The following is a 20,470-nucleotide window of genomic DNA, read 5'->3' as shown; positions in this document are numbered from 1 at the left end:
CAACACAGGAAACCGTAGACGCTTAATCGGAGACGAAGATGGACAGACTTAAAGGTAAAGTGGCTCTCGTCACGGGTGCAGCACAAGGTATTGGCCTGGCAGTAGCACAGGCATTTGCGCGTGAGGGAGCAACGGTAATCGCAGGAGACGTCAAACCCGGCGCAGAAACGCAGGGCGTTGAGCACGTGAAGCTCGATGTTTCGTTGAACGATGACTGGATTCGCGTCGTTGATGGAATTCTTGCGAAACACGGACGCATTGATGTCCTCGTCAACAACGCTGGCATCGTGGCGTGCTATGAGCCCGTTCACGGTACTGACAGAGAAAGCTGGGACCGCGTCCTCGGGGTGAATCTCACTGGAAGCTTTCTGGGCATGCAAGCTGTCCTGCCGTCGATGCGAGCCGCAAAGCGTGGCTCAATTCTCAACTTCTCTTCTATCTGGGGAAATGTAGGTGTGCCCGGCGCGGCAGCGTACAACGCGGCGAAGGGCGGGGTGCGGAATATGACGAAAAACGCCGCGGTGACATATGCGCCCGAGAATATCCGTGTGAACTCAGTCCATCCTGGCCTTATTCGGACACCGCTCGTTGAGGCTCAGTCAGATGACATGAATGCCGGAATCATCAAGAGCACGCCAATGGGCCGGATGGGCACGCCCGAGGAAGTTGCTGCCGGATGCGTGTTCCTCGCCAGCGACGAGTCTTCGTTCGTGACGGGCAGCGAACTCGTCATCGATGGCGGGTATCTGGCTCAGTAACGGTCTAAGGTCGCGAAGAGTTTTCCTTGATGTGCGGCCAAAAAACAATGGGCCACCCAAAGGTGGCCCGAAAACGAGGCTATTGACTACCCTTTTCCTACAGCCGACTGCTACTTCGTCTAATTTTGCGTCGCAGTTGCTTGCCCGCCGGCGACACCTTCCCCGAGCGTGTGATTTTTAGCGTTCTCCTTCTCAGGCGCGGCGCCGCTTGCCGCGGTCTGGACGCCGGTCACGAAGCCGCGACCAAGCGTCATGCCACTTCCTGTTATGAGCTTTTCGCGGCCGGGCAAGCGGCTCGCCGTGTGCGTCATTTGAACCAGTTATCGGCAAACGCCGACGCGCCTTTAGCCGTTAGAGCCTCTACTCGGGTCGTGAGCTCCCCCCGGAGGACGTTTCGGTGTCGGTTAAATGATTCGCGGGCATAGTCATCTCCGATGTCTCCATCGCTTTCGTCATGCTGCCGCCACTGAAGAGTGCGCGTGCACTAAAATTCCGCGTTCGTTCATCAAAATGAACGCGGTCCACGCGGGCAGCGTTCAGAAAATCCTAAAGAGGACGTGGCCGGTGACAATCATTCAGGAAATTCACGCGTGGTCGAAAGACCTTCCCGCGTGGCAACAGGACGCAATAGCTCGTCTGTATGCCAATCGCGAACTTAGTCCAGAGGACCTTGAGGACCTGTTCGCATTGGCGAAGGCCGAGGTTGGCATCCCAGATGCCGGCGGTCGGAAGCCGAAAAAACTGCAGGACGCAGAAGTTGCACCACCCGCAAATCCCACGAGACTTGTTCAGATTGCGGCAATCGCAAACATTAAGAATGTCAATGCGTTAGTTCAAGGCGGCCGGCTGCCAATCTCGCCAACAGGCATCACAGCCATTTTCGGAGAGAACGGTGCAGGAAAATCTGGCTACTCTCGAGTGTTCAAGCACGCGTGCCGCGCACGAGACCGTCGCGAACCGATTCTGCCGAACGCGAAGCTCGACCCCAACACCGTGGGCCCGGCGCAAGCCATTTTTGAAACCCTCGTTGACGGCAACACTAACTATTTTGCTTGGGAACATTCGGTTGAGCCACCGGAACCGCTGTCAGACATCTCCATCTTTGATACTCATTGCGCCAGGGCATACATCGACAACCACGGGGATTTCGCCTATGTCCCTTATGGTCTCGACATCCTGGAAGGATTGGTTGGCGTCTGCAGCAAACTGAGGACACGAGCGACACAAGAGAAAGCCGACAATGCGCCGAGCGACGCAGCTTATGCAACGCTCGCGAAGGAGCGTACGGCCGTCGCCAAGGTCCTCAGCGAAATCCCCAGCAAAAGCAGCCGTGAAGACATCGAGAAGCTTGCGGCACTATCCCCGGAAGATGAAAGCCGGTTGACGTTGCTCACGAAGACGCTTTCGGAAACCGAGCCAAAGCAGAAAGCGAGGACGCTGCGCCAGAAGGCCTCCCGTCTTAAATCGTTGAAGGAGCGAATCGAAACCGCGATTGCTGCGGTCTCCAACGACAAGCTCGATGCGCTGCGCGCGTCGATTGAAAAGTCCGCCTCGGCGAAGAAGGCTGCCGATTTAGCGGGCGAAGAGTTCAAGCGGGTGCCCGGGCAGCTAACAGGTACCGGCGGAGACGAATGGAAGGCGCTGTTCGAAGCGGCCCGTCAATTTGCGGCCATTTCGCATGAGGGGCATAACTTTCCTGATTTACCGGAGGACGCCCTCTGTCCGCTATGCCAGAACCCGCTCGGCGTCGATGGCGCTCAGAGGCTTGTTCGCTTCGATGCGTTCATCAAGGAAAAGGTCGAGCAAGCTGCCATCGACTCTCGCAGAGTGGCGGTCGTCGCGTTCAATGCAGTGAAGACCGCAAAGCTTGAACTTGTGCTCGACGACGCTCTGACGCAGGAACTTTCTGAGCTCGATGCTGCGTTGCCGGCGACTTGCGAAGCGATGCAAGCAGGTCTCAACGCCCGGCAGACTGAAATGCAGCAAGCCGCCGGCGGGAAACTTGCGTGGGATGCCGTGACGGCGTTACCGGCCGACCCACAGCCTAAGCTGGCCGAGACAATGGATGCTCTGGAGACGCAGGCGAAGGCGCTCGAAGCGTCAGCGGATGAGAAAGCTAAGGCAGCGATGGTTGCTGAACGTCTTGAACTCGACGCACGGTGCAAGCTGAGCGAAGTGAAGCTGGCCGTCCTTGAAGCAATTTCAAAGCACGAATACTGCGCGAAGCTGAAAAAGTGTATCGATGGGATGGATGCACGTGGAATATCGCGAAAATCCACGGACCTCTCCCGGACTTTGGCAAGCAAGGAGTTGGCTGACGCCCTGAACGATGAGCTCAAGCGACTGAAATGCCATGAGCTACAGGTGGCCATGAGGCCGGAATCGCCGGGAGGTCGGACCCAGTTTAAGCTCACGCTTCAGATGCCGGGCGGAGGTGCGCCGGCCGCAATTCTCAGCGAAGGTGAACAAAGAGCAATCGCTATCGCGTCCTTCCTCGCTGAAATCAAACTTGGCAAAGGACGTGGCGGAGTTGTGTTTGATGACCCGGTTTCATCCCTGGACCATCGTCGTCGGTGGGAGGTGGCGCAGCGACTCGTAGAGGAATCGCAGGTTCGCCAAGTTATCGTTTTCACACATGATATTTACTTCCTTTGCATTCTTGAACAGAAGGCCGAGGAGCTCGGCGCAGCGGTGACCACGAATTACATTCGGCGCACTGCTGACGGGTTTGGAGCACATTCTGACGACTTGCCGTTCGACGTTCTCGGTACCAAAGGGCGGATTGGTCGTCTTCGGCAGATGCTCGTAGCTGTGAGAAAGGCGCACAAAGATGGCGACGAAGATACTCATCGGGCTCTGACCGCTCAAGCCTACGGGGACCTGCGCCTTACCTGGGAGCGAAGCATCGAGGAAGTCTTGTTCAATGGCGCGATACAGCGTTTCGGCGAAGGCGTTTCGACACAACGCCTGAAGGAGGTGGCCGTCTCCGACGACGACTATCGTGCAATTGACGCGGGCATGTCGAAGAGCTCGAAGTTCGAACATGATGCAGCAATGCGCGTCGGAAGATTGCCGGTTCCACACCCGGACGAACTCAGCGAAGACATCGAAAAGCTGGATACCTGGCGAAATTCAATCCTGGAGAGGGGCAAGCAGCTACGCGCCGCTAGGTCCTGACGCGCCAATCGAGCTGAAAGCGATAGCGGCCGACGCGTCGGAAATGCGTCGGCCGTATCAGTACACTTGGTCGCTCAAGCTGTGGCGGTCGCCTTTCTCCGGGCAAATCGCTCGAGCGGCGACGCCAAGACTGCCCCCAGGCGCCCATCGAGTAGAACCACAATCAGAAGCAACAGGCCGTTGACGAGAAGAATCTGGGTAGACGTAGCACTCAACAGGCCGAGCCCATTGTTCAGCACCGTAAGAATCAGGACGCCCATTGCTACACCGAGCGGCGAACCGATGCCTCCACCCAACGCAACACCCCCGACAATCGCGGCCGAAGCCGCCTGAAGCAAGATACTACTTCCCATCGTTGCGGACGCAGTCGCCAGGCTCAGCGAGAGCAGGCCTCCGCCAAGTGCAGACAGTCCGCCGGAGATGACGAAACCGACTGTCAGCGCCTTACCCACGCGCGCGCCACTCTGAATTGCTGCCTTTCGATGACCACCCGATGCATAGATGTCACGTCCGAGGGTGGTGTAGCGCAGGAAAAGCGATACGACGACGAAGCAGACGATTGTGATGAGGCTACGGGGGGAAAAGATTGCCGCAACGTTCTGGTCAAGGAAGTCGCTGACATCAAGGTTTGCGTAACTCAACACGCGACCACCTGCAATCCAGTAGCCGACGCCGGTAAGGAACATCATGGAGCCGACTGTCGTCACCAGCGAGGAGACACCGAGCCACGGCAGCAGCGCCGCGTTAGCGATGCCGACCACCACGCCAAAGATGATTGCGTACAGCATGCCGAGCATCGCACTATCGCCACCGAACTTCACAGTGATGAGGCCGGCAACTGTCGAGATTGCAGCGACGCTCAGGTCAAACTCACCCGCAATCATCGTGACAGAGAGACCGAGCGCGATGATGCCGAGAAACGCAAACGCCTGGAAGATTGCGTAGAGGTTCGCCTGCGAGAAATAGTGGTCGACGCTGAGGCCGAAGATAACAGGCATTCCCACGAGCAGCACGAGGCGAATGACCAGTTTGAGAAGTCGTTGAGACTGTTCCATTTTCAAATCTCCAGTTATTTCCGCCCCGGGCCGAGTCGGGCGAGCAACGCTCCAAACACGACTGCCGCGAGAACCACGATGCCCTTCGCTACCAACTGGTACTCGTAACTCACGCCGCTGACCAGGAGGATGTTGCTGATAACGGCGAGGAAAATTGCGCCCGTCACCGCGTCCGAGATTTGCCCGCATCCGCCACGAATCGAGATTCCACCGACGAGCACGGCGGCGATTGCGTTAAAGTCCAGGTCAATGCCGTAGGTCAGGTTGCCTTGGGCCGACGACGAAGCAATCAACGAACCGGCCAGCGCAGCTGCGGCGCCCGCGAATCCGTAGCAAACGAGCGTTGCTGCCATCAACCGGAGTCCTGCGATGCGTGCCACTTCAGCTCGCATACCAATCAGTCGGATTTCCCGCCCGATACGGGATTTCTGCAGGATGAAGCTTGCAATGGCCGCAAAGATTGCCAGCACCAGGATTTGATTCGGCAGCCAGCCAAACAACCGTCCCTGACCGAGCCACGTCGCGTCCCCCTTTCCGATGACTGTTAGCCCTCCGGTGTAGATGACGCCAGCACCAATGATGATTGACGAGGTAGCAATCGTTGTGATGATGGGATTCGCTTTACCCAATGCGATGATTCCACCCTGGACAGCCCCCATCAGAAGGCCGCTCAACACGACCAGCAGCAGCGTTGCGCCGAGACCCAGATGAATGAGCGCAGCGAACATCACCGTGGAGACTGCCGCTGTCGCGCCCATCGACAGCATGAACAGATTTCCACTTAGGGTCACTAGCGCCATCCCGATAGCGCCAATGCCGACCGCGGCCACCGAGTACATCAGGGACTGCAAGTTTCCGAACTCGGTGAAGTGCGGAACAATAGCCGCAGCGACTACGATAAGAGCAAGGGTTGCGATACGAATCGACGCAGCGTGAATACTCGTCGTGCCAAACAATGCTGCGGCCCAACGTCGTAGCGCAGTCGTTGATACCTGCGCGGTAGGCTCGAGAGCTGTCTTATGCATTACCCACCTCCACAGTCTGGTTTCGGAAAGAGACATGGCCATGAGATGCATCGCCGTCGCCTGCCACGATGTCGTGCAGGAGCGTGTCGCCGTTTATCTCGAACCGCGGCTTATGGCGGACCATCCGGCCTCTGAAGACCGTCATAACCGTATCCGCGAGCTCCAGGATTTCTTCGAGGTCCGTCGAGTAGAAGACAATCGCTAGCCCTTCATCCGCCATCTTGCGCAGCGTCGCGTAGATTTCGCTGCGGGCGCCAATATCGACGCCCCGGGTCGGTTCGTTCAGCAGCAACAGACGAGGAGCCAGTGCCACTGCTTTCGCGAGGGAGACCTTCTGCTGATTGCCGCCGCTAAGCGTGGAAACTTCGTGCGGAAGACGCTTCGGGTCGATAGTGAACATCGAGGCCAGGCGTCGCGCCTCTTCCTGTTCACCGGCGCGTCGCATAATTCCCGCTCGGGTGAACTTCGCCATGACAGACGCGGTGATATTGATGGCAATCGGCGCATCCAGGAAAACGCCTTTGTCAGCGCGGTCTTCCGCCACGTACGCGATACCGGCTCGCAGCGAGTTCCGAATGCTGTCGAGCTTGACGGTTTGACCGTCCATTTTCACAGCACTGGAAATATCACCGCGAAGGCCAGCAAGGGCCTCGACAACGACTTCCGCTCCAGAACCCAACTGGCCGACCACGGCGAGGATTTCGCCCGGCGCGACGTCGACTGAGAGTTCCTTGACCTTGTCCGCGACCGTCAGGTTGGAAATCGAAAGACGCGGCGCCACGTTGGCGCGGTTCTCCGGCGGCATGACCTTGTTATGCACCAGTTCGCGACCAATCATTGCCTTAACTACCTCCGCGGTAGTCATATCCACGGTGCGCTGCGTGAGCACATGCTGTCCATTGCGGAAGACCGTTACTCGGTCCGTGAGCGCAAACACTTCGTCGAGTCGATGGCTGACGAAAATCATCGCGGTTCCTTGGTCACGCAGTTTGCGCGCAACTTCAAAGACTCGGACAATCTCCGCATCCGACAAGGTCGCGGTAGGTTCGTCCAGGAGCAGGACCTTCGCTTGACGCGACATGCCCCGAGCGATTTCGACGAGCTGGCATTCAGCGAGGCTGAGCCGCGAGGCGGGTGCATCGAGCTTGATATGCGACAGTCCGACCGAATCCAGATGCTCACGGACAGAGTCCCGGTATTGGCTGCGACGGTAGATTTCGCTCTGGTCCGCGCCACCGAGAAGGATGTTGTCGAGCACCGACAGCGTCGGGACGATAGCAAGCTCCTGGTGAACGATGGAGATAAGTCTCGGGTCGGTACAATGCCCGAGTTTCAGTTGATGTCCGTCGACGGTAATTTCACCGTCGTCCGGCTGCACCAGACCACCGAGAATTTTGATAAACGTGCTTTTGCCTGCACCGTTCTCGCCACACAGCGCGTGAATCTCACCAGGTGCCAACTCGAGGCTGACACCGGTGAGCGCCTTCACGCCACCATAGTGTTTGGTTAAATTGCGAGCGCAGAGCAGACTCTGAGTGGCGAGCGTCTCGCCGCCTGTTTTAGCGTCTTGCAGCATTGTCTTCCTCCATACGCGGACACTCTTCGGTTATCCGCTGCCTCACGGGTTGATGCCCGTCACCGTCACCTGACTCATCCGCGTGATTGCTCACGCATGGGCGACGCATACATTTCGAATAACGAAGCCTGGCATCGAGGCTGAGGCGGATGCTTGCCACGGTTCGCGACGAACCGCGGGGCGCTGCCGCATCAGTGATGCCGCTGTAGGTCCACGAAGAGAGGAATTCGCAAAGAATCGCTGCGTACGCAGGAATGCATGTCGTCTCCAGCAGAAACTCGCTTCAGCGGCTTCGTTATCGTTGAGACAGAGGTTATTCGTTCGCCAGGAAAAGAAAAATGCGCGGCCGCGAAATGATATTTCCAGTCACCGGAAATATCGGCGTCTGGCTGCAGTCGTAAAAAAACGCGCGGAAGTCAGGACGGATGCCTGCCAAACCGCGCGCTAACCTTGGAGCCTGCTGGTCTGTTACAGATAGACTCGCTGTGCCTCGGCCGAAGACCGGATGGCGGCGTCGACAATCCGTTGAATTTCCCACGCTTCCCGGAAGTCCGGGAAAGTAGGCGTCCCATGTTCGATTGCCGCGATGAACTCCGCCATCTCAATGGTCTTCAAATCGTTGAAACCCAGTTGGTGCCCGTCAGCTACTGTGAAGTTTTCGTAGGGAGGATGAGCCGGTCCGGCTTCAATTCGAGTGAATCCCGATGTCCGAGGGTCGCCGCCGGCCTTGAAATACTTGAGCTCATTGAAGCGCTCCTGGGAAAAGCACAGCGCGCCCTTTGTTCCATAAATCTCGAACTCAAGCTGCATCTTGCGGCCGGTTGCGGTCCAGTTTGCTTCGATTGAGCCAGAACACCCGCGGTCGAAGGTCACCATCAATCTTGCAATGTCATCGACCTTGACCTCCCGGCGCTCGGGCGAACCAGGCGACACAGGACGCGTCTTATTGACGGTCTCGAGTTGTGCGTTCACATGGGTAATCGGACCAAGAAGGAATCGCGCCATTCCGACGATGTGGTTGCCGATTTCAGCCAGCGCGCCAGCCCCGTTTTGAGGGTCGACTCGCCAGTTGTAGGGAATCTCGGGGTCGGCCATGTAGTCTTCCGCATGGATGCCGCGAAAGCTTGTGATTTCACCCAGTTCGCCAGACGCAATCATCTCTCGCGCCAGTTTGAGAATGGGATTCTTGATGTAGTTGTAGCCCACTTGCGTCACGACGTTTGTGGACTCCGCCGCCTTCATCATCTCGCAAGCGTCTGATGCGGACGGTGCAATAGGCTTCTCGCAATGCACATGCTTCCCTGCTGCGATTGCCGCTAATGCCATCTCTCGGTGCAAACTGCACGGCGTCGTGATTGAGACGACTTCAATATCATGGTCGTCAAGCAGCGACCGCCAGTCACCTGTCGCATGCTCGAAGCCAAATTGCTCTGCCGCCTGCCTCGCACCGGCCTCGCTAACATCGGCAACGGCCACCATTCGCGGCATCAACGAGTTAGGGAAAGCATTCGGCACCGCGCGATACGCAAGCGCGTGTGCTTTACCCATGAAGCCAGTTCCAATCACCGCAACGCCAATCTCTCGCCTCATTCTTGTCTCCGGTTCAAAGCGAAAGCGACCCCGCAGGGTCGCAGTCCCATCCGGCCGGCTACACAGTGACTGTGTAGCCGGCGCGCGACTTACTTCTTCTGGGAATAGCAGACGTTGAGGCTGGCTTTGGTAGCCGCCGGGTTCGGCAGGTACTGCACGGCTTGCGGAGCCTTTCCGGAGGCGAGTTCCTTCGCGGCCTTCGCGGCGTAAGCGCCATCGTCGAAGGGAGATTGCTCGACGGTGGCATAAGCCTTCCCAGCCGAGATAGCCTCAACCGCGCCTGAGTCGCACCCGTGTCCGACAATGACGAGCTTCGAGGGGTCGAGTCCGAGTCGCTGAGCGGCAGTCACAACGCCGCGAAGTTGCGAGTCGTTCTCGGTATAGACACCCTTCACGTCCTTGAACTGCGTGAAGAGTGCCGATGCAGCGGCCTCCGCCTTCACGGCATCCCAATCGGCCGGCTGCGAGCCAACTACTTCGATGCCCGGTGCGCTCTTCTTAAGGCCGTCGACGAAGCCCTGATAGCGCTGGACTTGGGGTGGCGTGCCCATCGGCCCATTGATGACGATAACCTTACCCTTATCGCCGTACCCCTTTTCCTTGAAGCCTTGAATCATCGTCTTCGCCGCGACTTCGCCGTTGCTGATGTCATTCGGGCCGGTGAAGACCTTCCAGTACCGCGAGTATTTCTGGTCCGGCATCGAGTTGGAGATGACGAGTGGGATTTTCGCCTGGTCAATCTTGCGAATCGACGGAACCATAGCGCTCGAATCCACCGGCACAAGGACGATGACATCAGGCTTCTGCGCGAGCGTCTGGTCGACCTGCGTTGCCTGCTCGTTCGGGTCGTAGTTGGTGACCTTCACGTCGAGCTTGATGCCTTGTGCCGCAGCTTCCTTTTCGAAGCCTTTGACGTAGAGCGCCCAATATTCAACGCTCTGCGTCGGCATAAGCAGCGCGACGCGCGGCTGGTCTGCGGCTTGGGCACCACTGACGAAAGCGCTGGAGATAGCGCTGAGAGCGAGGCAGGAAATAACGGATTTGTGGATGTTCATGCTGTGTCTCCTGGAGGCCCCTGAGATGATTGAGCCGGGTTGTGGTGTTCTCGAGGAGGCACAGTAAGGCTTGAGATGGGAAAGAAAAATGCGACAGAACGAAATGTTATTTCCACTCACCGGAAAAGTTGGGGCTTCTGGACTGCGATAGACATCCGGTCTTCGAACAATGAAGCTGCGCGTCGCTTTGGCTGACTTCGACACGTTCGCCGACCCGCTCCAAACGGTATTGTAGATTTTTACTCTACGGTAAGGCGATTTCAGGGCTGTTTATTCGCTGTCGTTTCTACGTAATAGTTTGGGACATGGTCTTCATGCGACACCCGCGTCGGGCTGGTCGCCGCTTCCTTAACGAGGGTTTTCATGTCCAAATCTAAAGTCGAACTTGTTGCTGCTTATTTCACTCTGTCGGGTGACGTTTTCCCGTTTGGCCCGACCGAAATCAGCCCCTTCAGCTTCGAGGACCGCGTTGAAGCGGCAGCAAAGGCAGGCTGGGATGGTATCGGCCTGATTCATTCGGACATCTACGCTACGGCCGACAAGATTGGCTTCCCGGAGATGCGCCGAATCCTCGAAGCCAACGGCATGAAGCACGTTGAGTTCGAGTTCCTGGTCGACTGGTATCAAACCGGTGAGCGCCGCCGTACGTCCGACAGCATGCGGTACTACTACCTCAAAGCTGCGGAAGAACTCCGCGCGCGCATCGTGAAAGTCGGCCCGGGCATCGGCGAAGAAACCGCAGACATCCCCCTCATGGTCGAAGAATTCGGCAAGCTGGCAGATGACGCTGAGAAGCGCGGTACGCAAGTCATGCTGGAAATCATGCCCTTCAGCAACGTGCGAACAATCGAAACCGGCAAAGCTATTGTCGAAGGCGCGAACAAGGCCAACGCGGGTCTGCTGCTCGACATCTGGCACCTGAGCCGTGGCAATGTCGACTTCAAGGAAATTGCCACGATTAAGCCGGAATTCATCAAGGGCATCGAACTCGACGACGCGGACCGCTATGCAATCGAGCCGCTGTGGATGGACACCTGCCACAAACGCCGCCTGCCGGGCGAAGGCGTACTCGACGTGCAGGGGTTTATCAAGGCAGTCCAGGCTACAGGCTTCAAAGGTCCGTGGGGTGTTGAAATCCTGTCTGAAGTTGAGCGCAAGCTGCCGCTGGATGAGATGGCGACGCGCGCGTATAACGCGACAATTCGTCAGTTCGAGATTTAACCGACCATAGGATGTCAATAGTGAACGGCTCCGAACATGCAATCGCGGCCGTTTTTTGCGGCTTCACTGCATCGCATTTTCGACGAGATGCCGTACACAGACTCCTTCGTTCGCTAGTCATGCTCTGTGAAGGGCACATAAAGGACACGCCAAATGCTGTCTCTCTACGTACGTTTCAAGCTTTTTCCCTCGACCAAACCGCTATTTGTGCCGCACCTTGCCGAGCTAATGAAGACGATGGCCACGGAACCGACTTTCGTTAGCGCGGTGCTCAGCGAAGACACGGACGCACCAGACGATTTGGTTCTGTTCGAAGTATGGAACGGCACCCCAGAGGAATGGCTCAGCGACCAACCCCAAAAGCCGTATCGGGCCGTCTATGACGACGCCACGAAAGGCTTCGTTGCCGACAAGGAAGTTCGCTTTCTTTTCCCCATAGTCCTTCAAAACTAGCGAAGGCCGAAGTGCGGCCAATGCCAAAAGTAGCGGTCGAGCATGTTGTGTCGCCGAGCCAATCCAACTCGAGAGTGCCTCGGACGAGTTGATGTTCTAGACCGATGGGAGGCAAAAAGTGGTCGCCGCATGTATCGAATTCGGAGGCTGGAATCATCGCGACAAGACAACGACGCCAATCCAGCTGTCGGCCCTCCTCACCATGCCGGCCAATCCCGGCTAGCTTGGGCAATGGACAGCCTCGCTGCAGCGGCCGAAGCGGGCATACTCGACGGGGACCGATACGTAGAGCAACTTTTTGCAAGCAAAGAGGATGTGCGAGCCTTCCGTCTAATTCTGCGTGACGCCGGTGCCGACAAGTGACTGAACGACCGCCATTTCACTGCCTTGAAGAAATTGGGCTGCGCAGAATCGGACGCAGTCACCTACGCCAGCATCGCGAGCTTCTTCGACCCTGCCGAGTAACGACTTAAAAGGGCGGTCGCGCGGCGCAGACGAGCCCGGGCAACGATACTACTCGACCGCGATTATGACGCTGGATGCCTTGACGACGGCGCTCGCGGGCGTGCCAACAGCCAGCATGCTGCCGCAAACCCGAAGACGCCCGGTCTACTTCCGGAAATGTCCAATTCCAGCCTCCTCCGGCCTCTTGGGTACCGCACAAGTGGTCGTCCATGACGTGATGCGTTGGGTGTCGTCGCGGCGCCGGCGCGAACTGAAGTACGTCCAATGTTTTGGTTCTGAGTTCGACGTCCTCTTCTCTGCCATGACGGCGACTGAGGAGCGACGAGAACCATAAGCAGTGTGCAATGCGCATCGTCACACAGTGCCGTGGCGCATGACGGTTACCGCGCCTCTGACGAAAGCAGTCGGTGTCCGACCGACTGCAATTCGTGAGCACAGCACGCGAGCATCTGGGTCAGGTGAGGCAGACGGCCAGAAAAATAGCTCTTTCGGACGGACTGCCGCGACCGGTTTCGATGCTGACGACGCACGTGGGTCTGCTCACGCACCAGCACCGCCGGTTGGGTCCGGACGGAGTGGCGTTGGTAGGAGCGGCGACGGTCCCCACATCTCAACCTTGAAATTGGTCGCGAAGGTCCGTAATTCCTGCTCCAGCGCGCGCCATGGCCCGTCTGCGAACGTCGCCCAGTCGATTGTAGACCTCCAGCAGGTGGTCGTTCGAATCTGCGGGGCGCCGAGCATATTCCGGTTCGCGCGAAGTTCGACCAGACCTGGCTGCTGCACAATCGTTTCCGCCGCCTTCCTGGCCCATTCGGCGTAAGACTCCAGATTCACGCCTGGCTGCAGGTCGTACGTATTCGTCACCTCTATCATGGACGTCTCCTCACCGATGGAGTTGGGTTCCGGCAGGCACATGTCCACTGCCAGTTCGCCGGTATGGCAATGCGCCGCGTGTCTGATACTGCCTTCGTTCGCCCCAGCGGGTCAAGCAGCGTTTCCATGACAAAACATCGAACTTGCTCTCGGAGACAGCCGGAAATGTGACACTTGGCTTCTCGTCGATTGATACGGACACTGAAGCTGCAGTTGCGTAGGAGTGAGCCTTCATGCAGTTGCCCGTTAGCCGCACACGTCGGCGCTCGTGCAATCGAGTCCCCTTCTTATCGTTGCGTGAACCAGCTTACCCTGTGCGCAACCGGGACGGACTCCAACTCTTGGCTCCCGCAGTCCCGCGCGATAACAATGGCGCCAAGCGGCGGCGCATTGTCTCGATTGAGGCGGCGAGGCGCTGAGAACGTCGCCCCCACGCTTTGCAAGAGAACTCGGTCATTGCCTTTCTCTCCTGGAACAATTGCTTTAATGCGCAGCAGTCGCTCCCCAAGCGCACCGGCTATCGGTGCTATAGGCTGCCCGAAAGAGAGCGCTCCAGCGCGGTTCTAGTTAATGAGTGACATCGCGCCGCGGAATCCTGCGCATCCGACGTGCGCCAACATTTCGTCAGTGCTGGCCGGCGTTAAGCAGAATCCAAATCTGCCTCGCAGGCGGCCCGGCAAGAATTCGCGCAAACACCGCGCGGCACTGAACGCAGGTGTAGTGCTCTTCGACTCGCGCGTCTTTCACCGCGCCGGCACCGTTAAGCGTGAGGTCCTGGTGCGGAAGCTCTTCCGCCGGCTTACCGTACAGGTCAGCGCATGGCGCGCAGGGTTGAATCCAAAGGTCCATTCGTCAGTTGCAGATGATTGCGAAGGGTTACGCAGCTAGCCGGTGCTCGTAGTACGGCCGGTCTCTGTCATCAAGTATCGCGTATTGCGTCGCCAAGTCCGACGCATTTGGATTGAGCCAGGCGTCTATGGGTCCCGCTGAATCCGGTGCTCGCACGATGGTTTGCGCCGAGCTTTCGCGGGACACAGACTGGATTGCTGGCAATGGGTGGCGCACTGGGCACAGGAACTGGCGGTGCTGTCATGCCGTGGCGAAGCAGAGCTGCCAAGCGGAGTCCGTTCTCGACGTCGCAGTAATGCGGGCACAAGACGAAGCGCTGTGGAGGCTCGATGACGCCGAATCACTGCTCCTGCGAAGGGTTCTGAAGTTGCAAGATGACCAGCTAGGCGGAGTTTCAACCCGGGTGTTTTTGCAGGCTCAAGCCAAGCTCGCCGCGCTTCTGCGAAGAACGAAACCAGAGTCACCAATCAAGCGAGAAATGACGCAACGTGCCCGGCACAACGGTTGACTGGCCATTCAAAGGTATGAGGTCACCGCGTTGTAGGTCGCTGCGGGGGCGTCATAGAAGACACCGTCGCGCGGGACATGGCATCACGGCAGCGATGCACCGACCTGCTGGACGTTCTTGAAGAGGGTGACCGACTGGGCCATGTGGCGTTGTGAAAAAGGCAGCCTTGGAGAGACCAAAGCTGCCTGCATCAGGTCACAGAATCGCCATCGATTCCGTCATGTTTTGCCGCATGTAGTCAAGGAATCGCTTCTGGAAGAGCATCGTATGCTCGTGCGCGAGCCTCTCCGCGGCATCACCGTCCTTGCGCGCAATGGCATCAATCATCTCGGCGTGGTCGCGTCCCAGTGGCGTCGCCGTTGGCGACGTTACCGTAAAGTCAAAGTGAAGATGCATGAGCCGCTGTCCTTCGCCCAGAAGCCGCTCGTAATATCCGACAAAGTAGGGATTATTTGCAGCATGCGCGATTGCTATGTGCAGACCCTTGTTCGTTTCGGACATCGCGCTAAAGTCGCCACTCTCTACCGCCTGCATGTAAACGTCATCCGCTTTGCGGATGCGCGCGAGGTCAGCTTCCGTTCGATGCAATGCTGCCAGGCGGGTAACTGCACGCTGAATGAGGTCCAGTGCCGACACATACTTCGGAAATTCTTCGATTTCGAACGGCGTAACAAGGGTCGTTCGATTCGGCAGAATCGTCACCAAACCTTCGCTTATCAACCGCGCAAGCGCATCGCGTACAGGCGAGCGTGAAAGGCCGAACTGCGCAGCGAGCGAAACTTCGTCGAGCGGAGCGCCTGGCTTGAGTTGCAGCGTCAGAATCTGCTTTCGCAACTCTTCATAAATGTAGCGTCCGCCGTGCCGGCGCGCATTGACCTCTGTCTCCGCCGTACCTTTGCTCATCGTCTCACCGCCTTCGTAATGGGCCCGGAAAGACGGGCGCGCATTCAAGTTTATCATCGCGCGCACTCCTTCTCAGGGCGTCGGGAAACCCGGGCCCCACGTATCGCTTAGCATAAACCCAGCGGCCAGCGGGTCATCGGGGTCCACCCCAAGTTGTTGAATCCCGTAGACCCATGCTCGCCCCTGAACGCGCGGCAACACTGCGGGTCTTCCGCCGACCTCGGTCTTCCCCAGCAATTCGACGTTGAACTCCCCCCCGATGGTCGAACGTGACTTCAGTCGACTGCCGACACTCACAAGACCTCGGGCGGCCAACGTCGCGAGATTAGCCGAACTTCCAGTTCCGCACGGCGACCTGTCGACGCGACCTGGGGGCAATGTAGTGCAAGTCTGATACAAATCGTCGTTGATGCGGTTGCGGAACATCACATACGCCACTTCGTTAATTTGCGGAAACAGCGGATGTTGAACTTGAACCTGCGCGTTGATTAGCCCCTTCAGCTTGACCCCAATTTCCGCGAGCTGACGCGCGTTTTCTGGAGCGATTTCAAGGCCTATCTGGTCAACGTCGACGAGAGCGTAGTAGACGCCACCGAATGCGACGTCCGCCCTGATGTTCCCAAAATCGGGGGTTTGAACGTTCATGTCCAACTGCTCGACGAACGCCGGAACCATATCAAGAGACACGCCAACACAGCGACCTTCCTTGCAGGTCGCGTGAGCCGTCACGAGCCCCGCAGGCGTGTCCAGCCTGACAAGGGTTTCGGGCTCACTCATCCGCACCATTCCCAGTTCAAGCAAAGCTGTCACCACGCAGATGGCGTTGCTGCCGGACATCGGATGAGCCTTGTCAGCTTGCAGGACGACGAACCCGGCATCCGCGTCGGCACGTGTCGGCGGCAACAGCAGATTGACCGACATCTGCAAGCAACCTCGTGGTTCAAGAGTAACCAGCCTGCGAAGGCTATCGTCGACCTCGTTGATGTAGTTCATCTTGTCGAGCATGGTCTCACCGGGAATGTCAAGGACCCCTCCGGTGATGACCTTGCCGATTTCGCCTTCACAATGAACATCAACCAGCTGTAGCGTTCTATTCCAGCGCATGACCCACCTACCTTACTTGATGTACCACGCCCAAGGTTTGTCGCTGTCGTATCGGGTAATCTGCTTCGTCTCGAGATAGTTGTTGAGACCCCATTCCCCGAGTTCGCGCCCGATGCCGCTCTGCTTGTAACCGCCCCAAGGTGCTTCGGTGAAAGTGGGCTGCGAACAGTTAATCCAGACGATACCAGCCCGTAGAGCCCGCGCGACGCGGTCGCACCGTGCAAGGTCCTTTGACATGACTGCGGCGGCAAGACCGAAGCGCGAATCGTTTGCGGAGCGGAGTGCTTCAGCTTCGTCATCAAATGGCCGGATGCACACGACGGGGCCGAAAATCTCTTCCTGCCAAATCCAGCTGCTTTCGGGAACGTCTGCAAACACGACGGGTTCCATGAAGTAGCCTGTCTTGAGACGCGCAGGGCGGTCGCCGCCCGTCACAAGACGTGCACCTTCGTCCTTCCCACGCGCGACTGCTTCCTGAACCTTCTGGTACTGTCCACTGCTAACGATTGGGCCCAGCAGGACGCCGTCCTCCAGACCGTTGCCGATACGGATTTTGCGGGCTTCGTCCTTGAGTCGCTCAAGTAGACGCTCATAGATGCCGCGTTGAACCAGAACCCGGGACGTCGCCGAACACACCTGCCCCTGATTCCAGAAAATACCGAACATAATCCACTCAACGGCTGCCTCGATGTCGCTGTCATCAAAGACAATGAACGGTGATTTTCCGCCTAGCTCGAGACTGACGTTTTTGATGTCGCGCGCCGCAGTCTGCATGATGCGGCTGCCCGTTGGGACGCTTCCGGTGAACGCCAGTTTATCGATGCCCGGATGCTCGCTCAGCGGGGCGCCAGCGTCGTTGCCGAAACCAGTAACGATGTTCAGTACGCCAGCAGGCAGTTCCGCTGCAGCGGCAATCTCGCCAAGTTCAATTGCTGTCAGGGGCGTCAACTCCGAGGGTTTCAGAACCATCGTGCAACCCGCAGCAAGCGCTGGCGCGACCTTCCATGCCGCCATCAACATCGGGAAGTTCCACGGGATAATCGCGCCGGCCACACCGATTGGCTCTTTCCTTGCGATGGAACTGAAGCGGTCGTCCGGCAACGTGACGGGATGCTCTGTCTTCTCGTCGAGTTGCTCTGCAAGCCCGGCATAGAATTCGAAGCAACCTGCTGCGTCGCCCAAGTCCCATAGTGCTTCGGGCAAAGGCTTGCCATTGTCGCGCACTTCAAGTTCAGCCAATTCAGGGAGTCGAGCGCGGATGCCACTCGCGATTCTGCGCAATGCCGCACCCCGTTCGGCACCACTCATTCGTGGCCACGGGCCGTTGTCGAAGGCGTCCCGCGCTGCTTTTACCGCAAGGTCCACATCTTCAGCAGTCGCCGCCGCGACTTTCGCGATTACCGTTTCGGTGAATGGGTCGACAGTATCGAAGGTCCCACCCTTGACCGGAGATACCCAACGGCCATTGATAAAAAGCTGGTCATACGATTTCATGAGCGTCCTCTTTCAGGCAAAGCGGTAAGCGCTAAAGGGCGCCAGATTCTGTTTCGTTGCGCGGCCAGCCACCATGTCGCCAATCAACTTTCCGGTGGTCGCACCAAGCGTGAGACCGAGCTGCCCGTGACCGAAAGCCATAAAGACATTCTGCAGCCTGTGTGAGCGGTCGATGACCGGCTTGGTGTCTGGCAAGAACGGCCGATAGCCAACGCCAAATTCGATGCCGTCGGTCCGAAGCTCAGGCAGAATCCGTTTGGCCTTTTCCAGGATGATTTCTGCGCGCTTGAAGTTGGGCTTCGCATCGCGCCCCGCAAATTCGATGGTGCCGCCTATCTGCAATCCGCGCGTCATGGGCGTGAAGCAGAAGCCGCCATCGGCATAAATGATTGAATGCCGGATTTCCACTCCCGGATTACGCAGCAGCGCCTGATAGCCCGCGACGCCTTCGAGCGGCACATTCACACCCAGTTGGCCGAAGAACCTCCGCGACCCCGTGCCCGCGGCGACGACTACGTGACAGGCCGCAATTCGCTCACCGTTCTCCAAAGTGACTCCGGTTGCGCGGCCGGACGATTCATCAATACGCGCGGCAGTCGAACGTACCCGACGGCCGCCTCTGGAGACGAAGCTCCCGGTCAAGGCCGCGATGAAGCCTTCGGTGTCGCTTATGAAGCGCCAGTCAGGAAACAGCAGACCGTGAGAGAAACGTCCGGCCAGTGCAGGCTCCAGGTCGGCAATCTCCGTGGCGTTGAGCCTCTGATACGAGAAGCCAAGTGACTGGCGCAGCTCGAGATGTGCCTTGTCGCGCTCTATTGCGTTCGGATTGTCGAATAGCTCGAGCACGGGCCGTTGGCCAAGGAGTGCTTTGTCTTCGCATATCTCGAGCAACGGCGCGTAGTCTGTGTACACGTCATGCGTGAGTGTCGCCATCGATTGCGCAATGTCGACAATCTTTGAATGGCGCGCCGATGCCATGAAGCGGAGGAACCACGGCAAAATCCCCGGCAACGCTCCAGGGCGCAACGCCAATGGACCCTTCTGGTCCATGAGCCAACCCGGAACTTTCATGAGGATGCCCGGCTTCGACAGCGGAATGACTTCGCTCACCGCCATCTGTCCACAACTCCATTTTGCCGTGCTGTTTCCCGGTGCCTCAGGGTCTACGAGCGTGACCTCGTAGCCGCCGCGTTGCAGATACAACGCGCAACAGACGCCCACAATGCCGCCGCCGATTACCACAGCTGCTTCGTGCGGAGCTGATTGAGGCGCCCCGGAAATTTGTTCACGAGGAACCGCGTTCACTTTACGAACTCCTGCAAACTGAATCCCTGTGCATATGGCTGTGAGTCATCAACGTAATGTTCACCGCGCCCTGTAATCCACGCACGCCCCTCAACGCTCGGGTACACAGCTTCCAGCCCGCTTTCAAGCCTGGTCGTCGCCTCGACGCGACCAATGAAACGACTGCAGATAAGGCTTTCATGCGTGAACGACTCGCCCTCGGCCAGAAGGCCGCGAGCGTATCGTTGCGCAACACGGGCAGAGCTTCCCGTTCCGCAGGGTGAACGGTCGATGAGGCTTTCACCAGCGATGACAACCGAGCGTCCGTCCGCGTCTTCAGCGACAGGCCGCCCAGTCCACATGCAATGCCTCACGCCGCGGATTTGAGGGTAGTCCGGGTGAATTACGTCAATCGCTTCGTTGACAAGCCGCTGCATGTCCCGTCCCCACTCAAGCAGGACCTCTGGAGCAAAGTGTTCGCAGCCCGGATAGTTCTCCTGGACTTCGACAATGGGATAGAAGTTTCCGCCGTAGGCGATGTCGACCGAGAGCTTGCCAAGTTGAGGCAACGTGATTTCGACGTCACGATGCAGAAGGAAGCTTGGGACATTTGTAAAGCGAACTGAGGCGACACGCTCGCCATCCATTTCGTAGCGTGCGGTCACCTGACCAGCCGGCACATCCACAACTACCGTGCCAGGTTGCTTCGGCACAATTAGACCCGCCTCAAGAGCGAACGAAATTGAGCCAATCGTCGCGTGGCCGCACATGGGCAGGCATCCCGACGTCTCGATGAAGAGCAGGCTGAAATCCGCGTTCGCGCTCAGCGGCAGGTAGAAAATCGTCCCGGACATGTGAGAATGACCACGCGGTTCCAGCATCAGCGCGCGTCGAACCCCGTCGTAATGCTCAACGAAATACTTGCGTCGGTCATTCATTGTCGCCCCCTGGAGCTCGGGGCCGCCTTTGATGACCATACGGACGGGCATACCCTCAGTATGACCTTCGATGCAAGTAAAGCTATGTCTGGACATTTTCTTTGTCTCTATGCGGTTCCACCGCCCCGGCAAGGGCGGTGGG

Annotated in this window: 15 protein-coding genes and 1 pseudogene; 4 read left to right on the top strand and 12 right to left on the bottom strand. The window is 58.0% G+C overall.

The window, feature by feature from the left end; genetic code table 11:
• The first annotated feature begins 38 nt into the window (after positions 1–38).
• Positions 39–758 carry an SDR family NAD(P)-dependent oxidoreductase gene (locus DLM46_RS33155; RefSeq protein WP_115108048.1) on the top strand — a complete coding sequence of 240 codons (720 nt, stop codon included), beginning with the start codon at positions 39–41 and terminating at the stop codon, positions 756–758.
• Positions 759–1,322: 564 nt separating this feature from the next.
• Entirely contained in the window at positions 1,323–3,935 is a 2,613-nt protein-coding gene (locus tag DLM46_RS33145; RefSeq protein WP_115108093.1) for an AAA family ATPase, read from the top strand.
• Positions 3,936–4,009: 74 nt separating this feature from the next.
• Here the strand turns inward: DLM46_RS33145 and DLM46_RS33140 are convergent, their stop codons facing one another.
• From DLM46_RS33140 to DLM46_RS33120, 5 genes are all read right to left on the bottom strand, one after another.
• A complete protein-coding gene (locus DLM46_RS33140; protein ID WP_115108046.1) occupies positions 4,010–4,990 on the bottom strand; it encodes an ABC transporter permease in 981 nt (326 codons plus the stop codon).
• 14 nt (positions 4,991–5,004) lie between these two features.
• Positions 5,005–6,015: an ABC transporter permease gene (locus tag DLM46_RS33135; protein WP_115108044.1), complete on the bottom strand. Its 1,011-nt coding sequence runs from the start codon at positions 6,013–6,015 to the stop codon at positions 5,005–5,007.
• Positions 6,008–7,591 (bottom strand): sugar ABC transporter ATP-binding protein, encoded by a 1,584-nt coding sequence (locus DLM46_RS33130; RefSeq protein ID WP_115108041.1) that lies wholly within the window; start codon positions 7,589–7,591, stop codon positions 6,008–6,010. Before DLM46_RS33130 ends, DLM46_RS33135 begins: the two co-directional genes overlap by 8 nt.
• 468 nt (positions 7,592–8,059) lie before the next feature.
• Entirely contained in the window at positions 8,060–9,181 is a 1,122-nt protein-coding gene (locus DLM46_RS33125; protein WP_115108039.1) for a Gfo/Idh/MocA family protein, read from the bottom strand.
• An 89-nt stretch (positions 9,182–9,270) separates the two neighbouring features.
• Complete coding sequence (locus DLM46_RS33120; RefSeq protein WP_115108037.1) at positions 9,271–10,236, bottom strand: sugar ABC transporter substrate-binding protein; 966 nt, start codon at positions 10,234–10,236, stop codon at positions 9,271–9,273.
• 363 nt (positions 10,237–10,599) lie between these two features.
• Here DLM46_RS33120 and DLM46_RS33115 point away from each other — a divergent pair, with 363 nt between their 5' ends.
• Both DLM46_RS33115 and DLM46_RS33110 read left to right on the top strand, forming a co-directional pair.
• Positions 10,600–11,457, top strand: a complete 858-nt coding sequence (locus DLM46_RS33115; protein WP_115108035.1) for a sugar phosphate isomerase/epimerase family protein — start codon at positions 10,600–10,602, stop codon at positions 11,455–11,457.
• Positions 11,458–11,610: 153 nt separating this feature from the next.
• On the top strand, positions 11,611–11,910 hold the full coding sequence (locus DLM46_RS33110; protein ID WP_115108032.1) for an antibiotic biosynthesis monooxygenase: 300 nt from the start codon (positions 11,611–11,613) through the stop codon (positions 11,908–11,910).
• Between the two features lie 1,005 nt (positions 11,911–12,915).
• Here the strand turns inward: DLM46_RS33110 and DLM46_RS33105 are convergent.
• The 7 genes and pseudogenes from DLM46_RS33105 to DLM46_RS33070 all read right to left on the bottom strand — a co-directional run bounded on the left by DLM46_RS33105 (position 12,916) and on the right by DLM46_RS33070 (position 20,424).
• Positions 12,916–13,248, bottom strand: coding sequence for a hypothetical protein (locus DLM46_RS33105; RefSeq protein WP_133300418.1), 333 nt, complete (start codon positions 13,246–13,248; stop codon positions 12,916–12,918).
• Positions 13,249–14,124: 876 nt separating this feature from the next.
• Positions 14,125–14,226 (bottom strand): annotated as a pseudogene (locus tag DLM46_RS41375) (SOS response-associated peptidase family protein); the annotation flags it as partial.
• A 574-nt stretch (positions 14,227–14,800) separates the two neighbouring features.
• Entirely contained in the window at positions 14,801–15,508 is a 708-nt protein-coding gene (locus tag DLM46_RS33090) for a GntR family transcriptional regulator (RefSeq protein WP_208866372.1), read from the bottom strand.
• 72 nt (positions 15,509–15,580) lie between these two features.
• Positions 15,581–16,612 (bottom strand): proline racemase family protein, encoded by a 1,032-nt coding sequence (locus DLM46_RS33085; RefSeq protein WP_115108023.1) that lies wholly within the window; start codon positions 16,610–16,612, stop codon positions 15,581–15,583.
• Positions 16,613–16,624: 12 nt separating this feature from the next.
• Positions 16,625–18,106 (bottom strand): aldehyde dehydrogenase family protein, encoded by a 1,482-nt coding sequence (locus DLM46_RS33080; protein WP_115108021.1) that lies wholly within the window; start codon positions 18,104–18,106, stop codon positions 16,625–16,627.
• 12 nt (positions 18,107–18,118) lie between these two features.
• Positions 18,119–19,411, bottom strand: coding sequence for an NAD(P)/FAD-dependent oxidoreductase (locus tag DLM46_RS33075; protein WP_208866371.1), 1,293 nt, complete (start codon positions 19,409–19,411; stop codon positions 18,119–18,121).
• The gene (locus DLM46_RS33070; protein ID WP_115108019.1) at positions 19,408–20,424 is read right to left on the bottom strand and encodes a 4-hydroxyproline epimerase; all 1,017 of its coding nucleotides are present in this window, start codon (positions 20,422–20,424) and stop codon (positions 19,408–19,410) included. The genes DLM46_RS33075 and DLM46_RS33070 overlap by 4 nt, the downstream gene beginning before the upstream one ends.
• Between the last annotated feature and the right edge of the window lie 46 nt (positions 20,425–20,470).

It is taken from the genome of Paraburkholderia lacunae (assembly GCF_003353175.1).
GTDB lineage: Bacteria > Pseudomonadota > Gammaproteobacteria > Burkholderiales > Burkholderiaceae > Paraburkholderia > Paraburkholderia lacunae.
The sequence above is the reverse complement of the archived record's forward strand: the minus strand, read 5'-3'. Positions and strand labels throughout refer to the sequence as shown.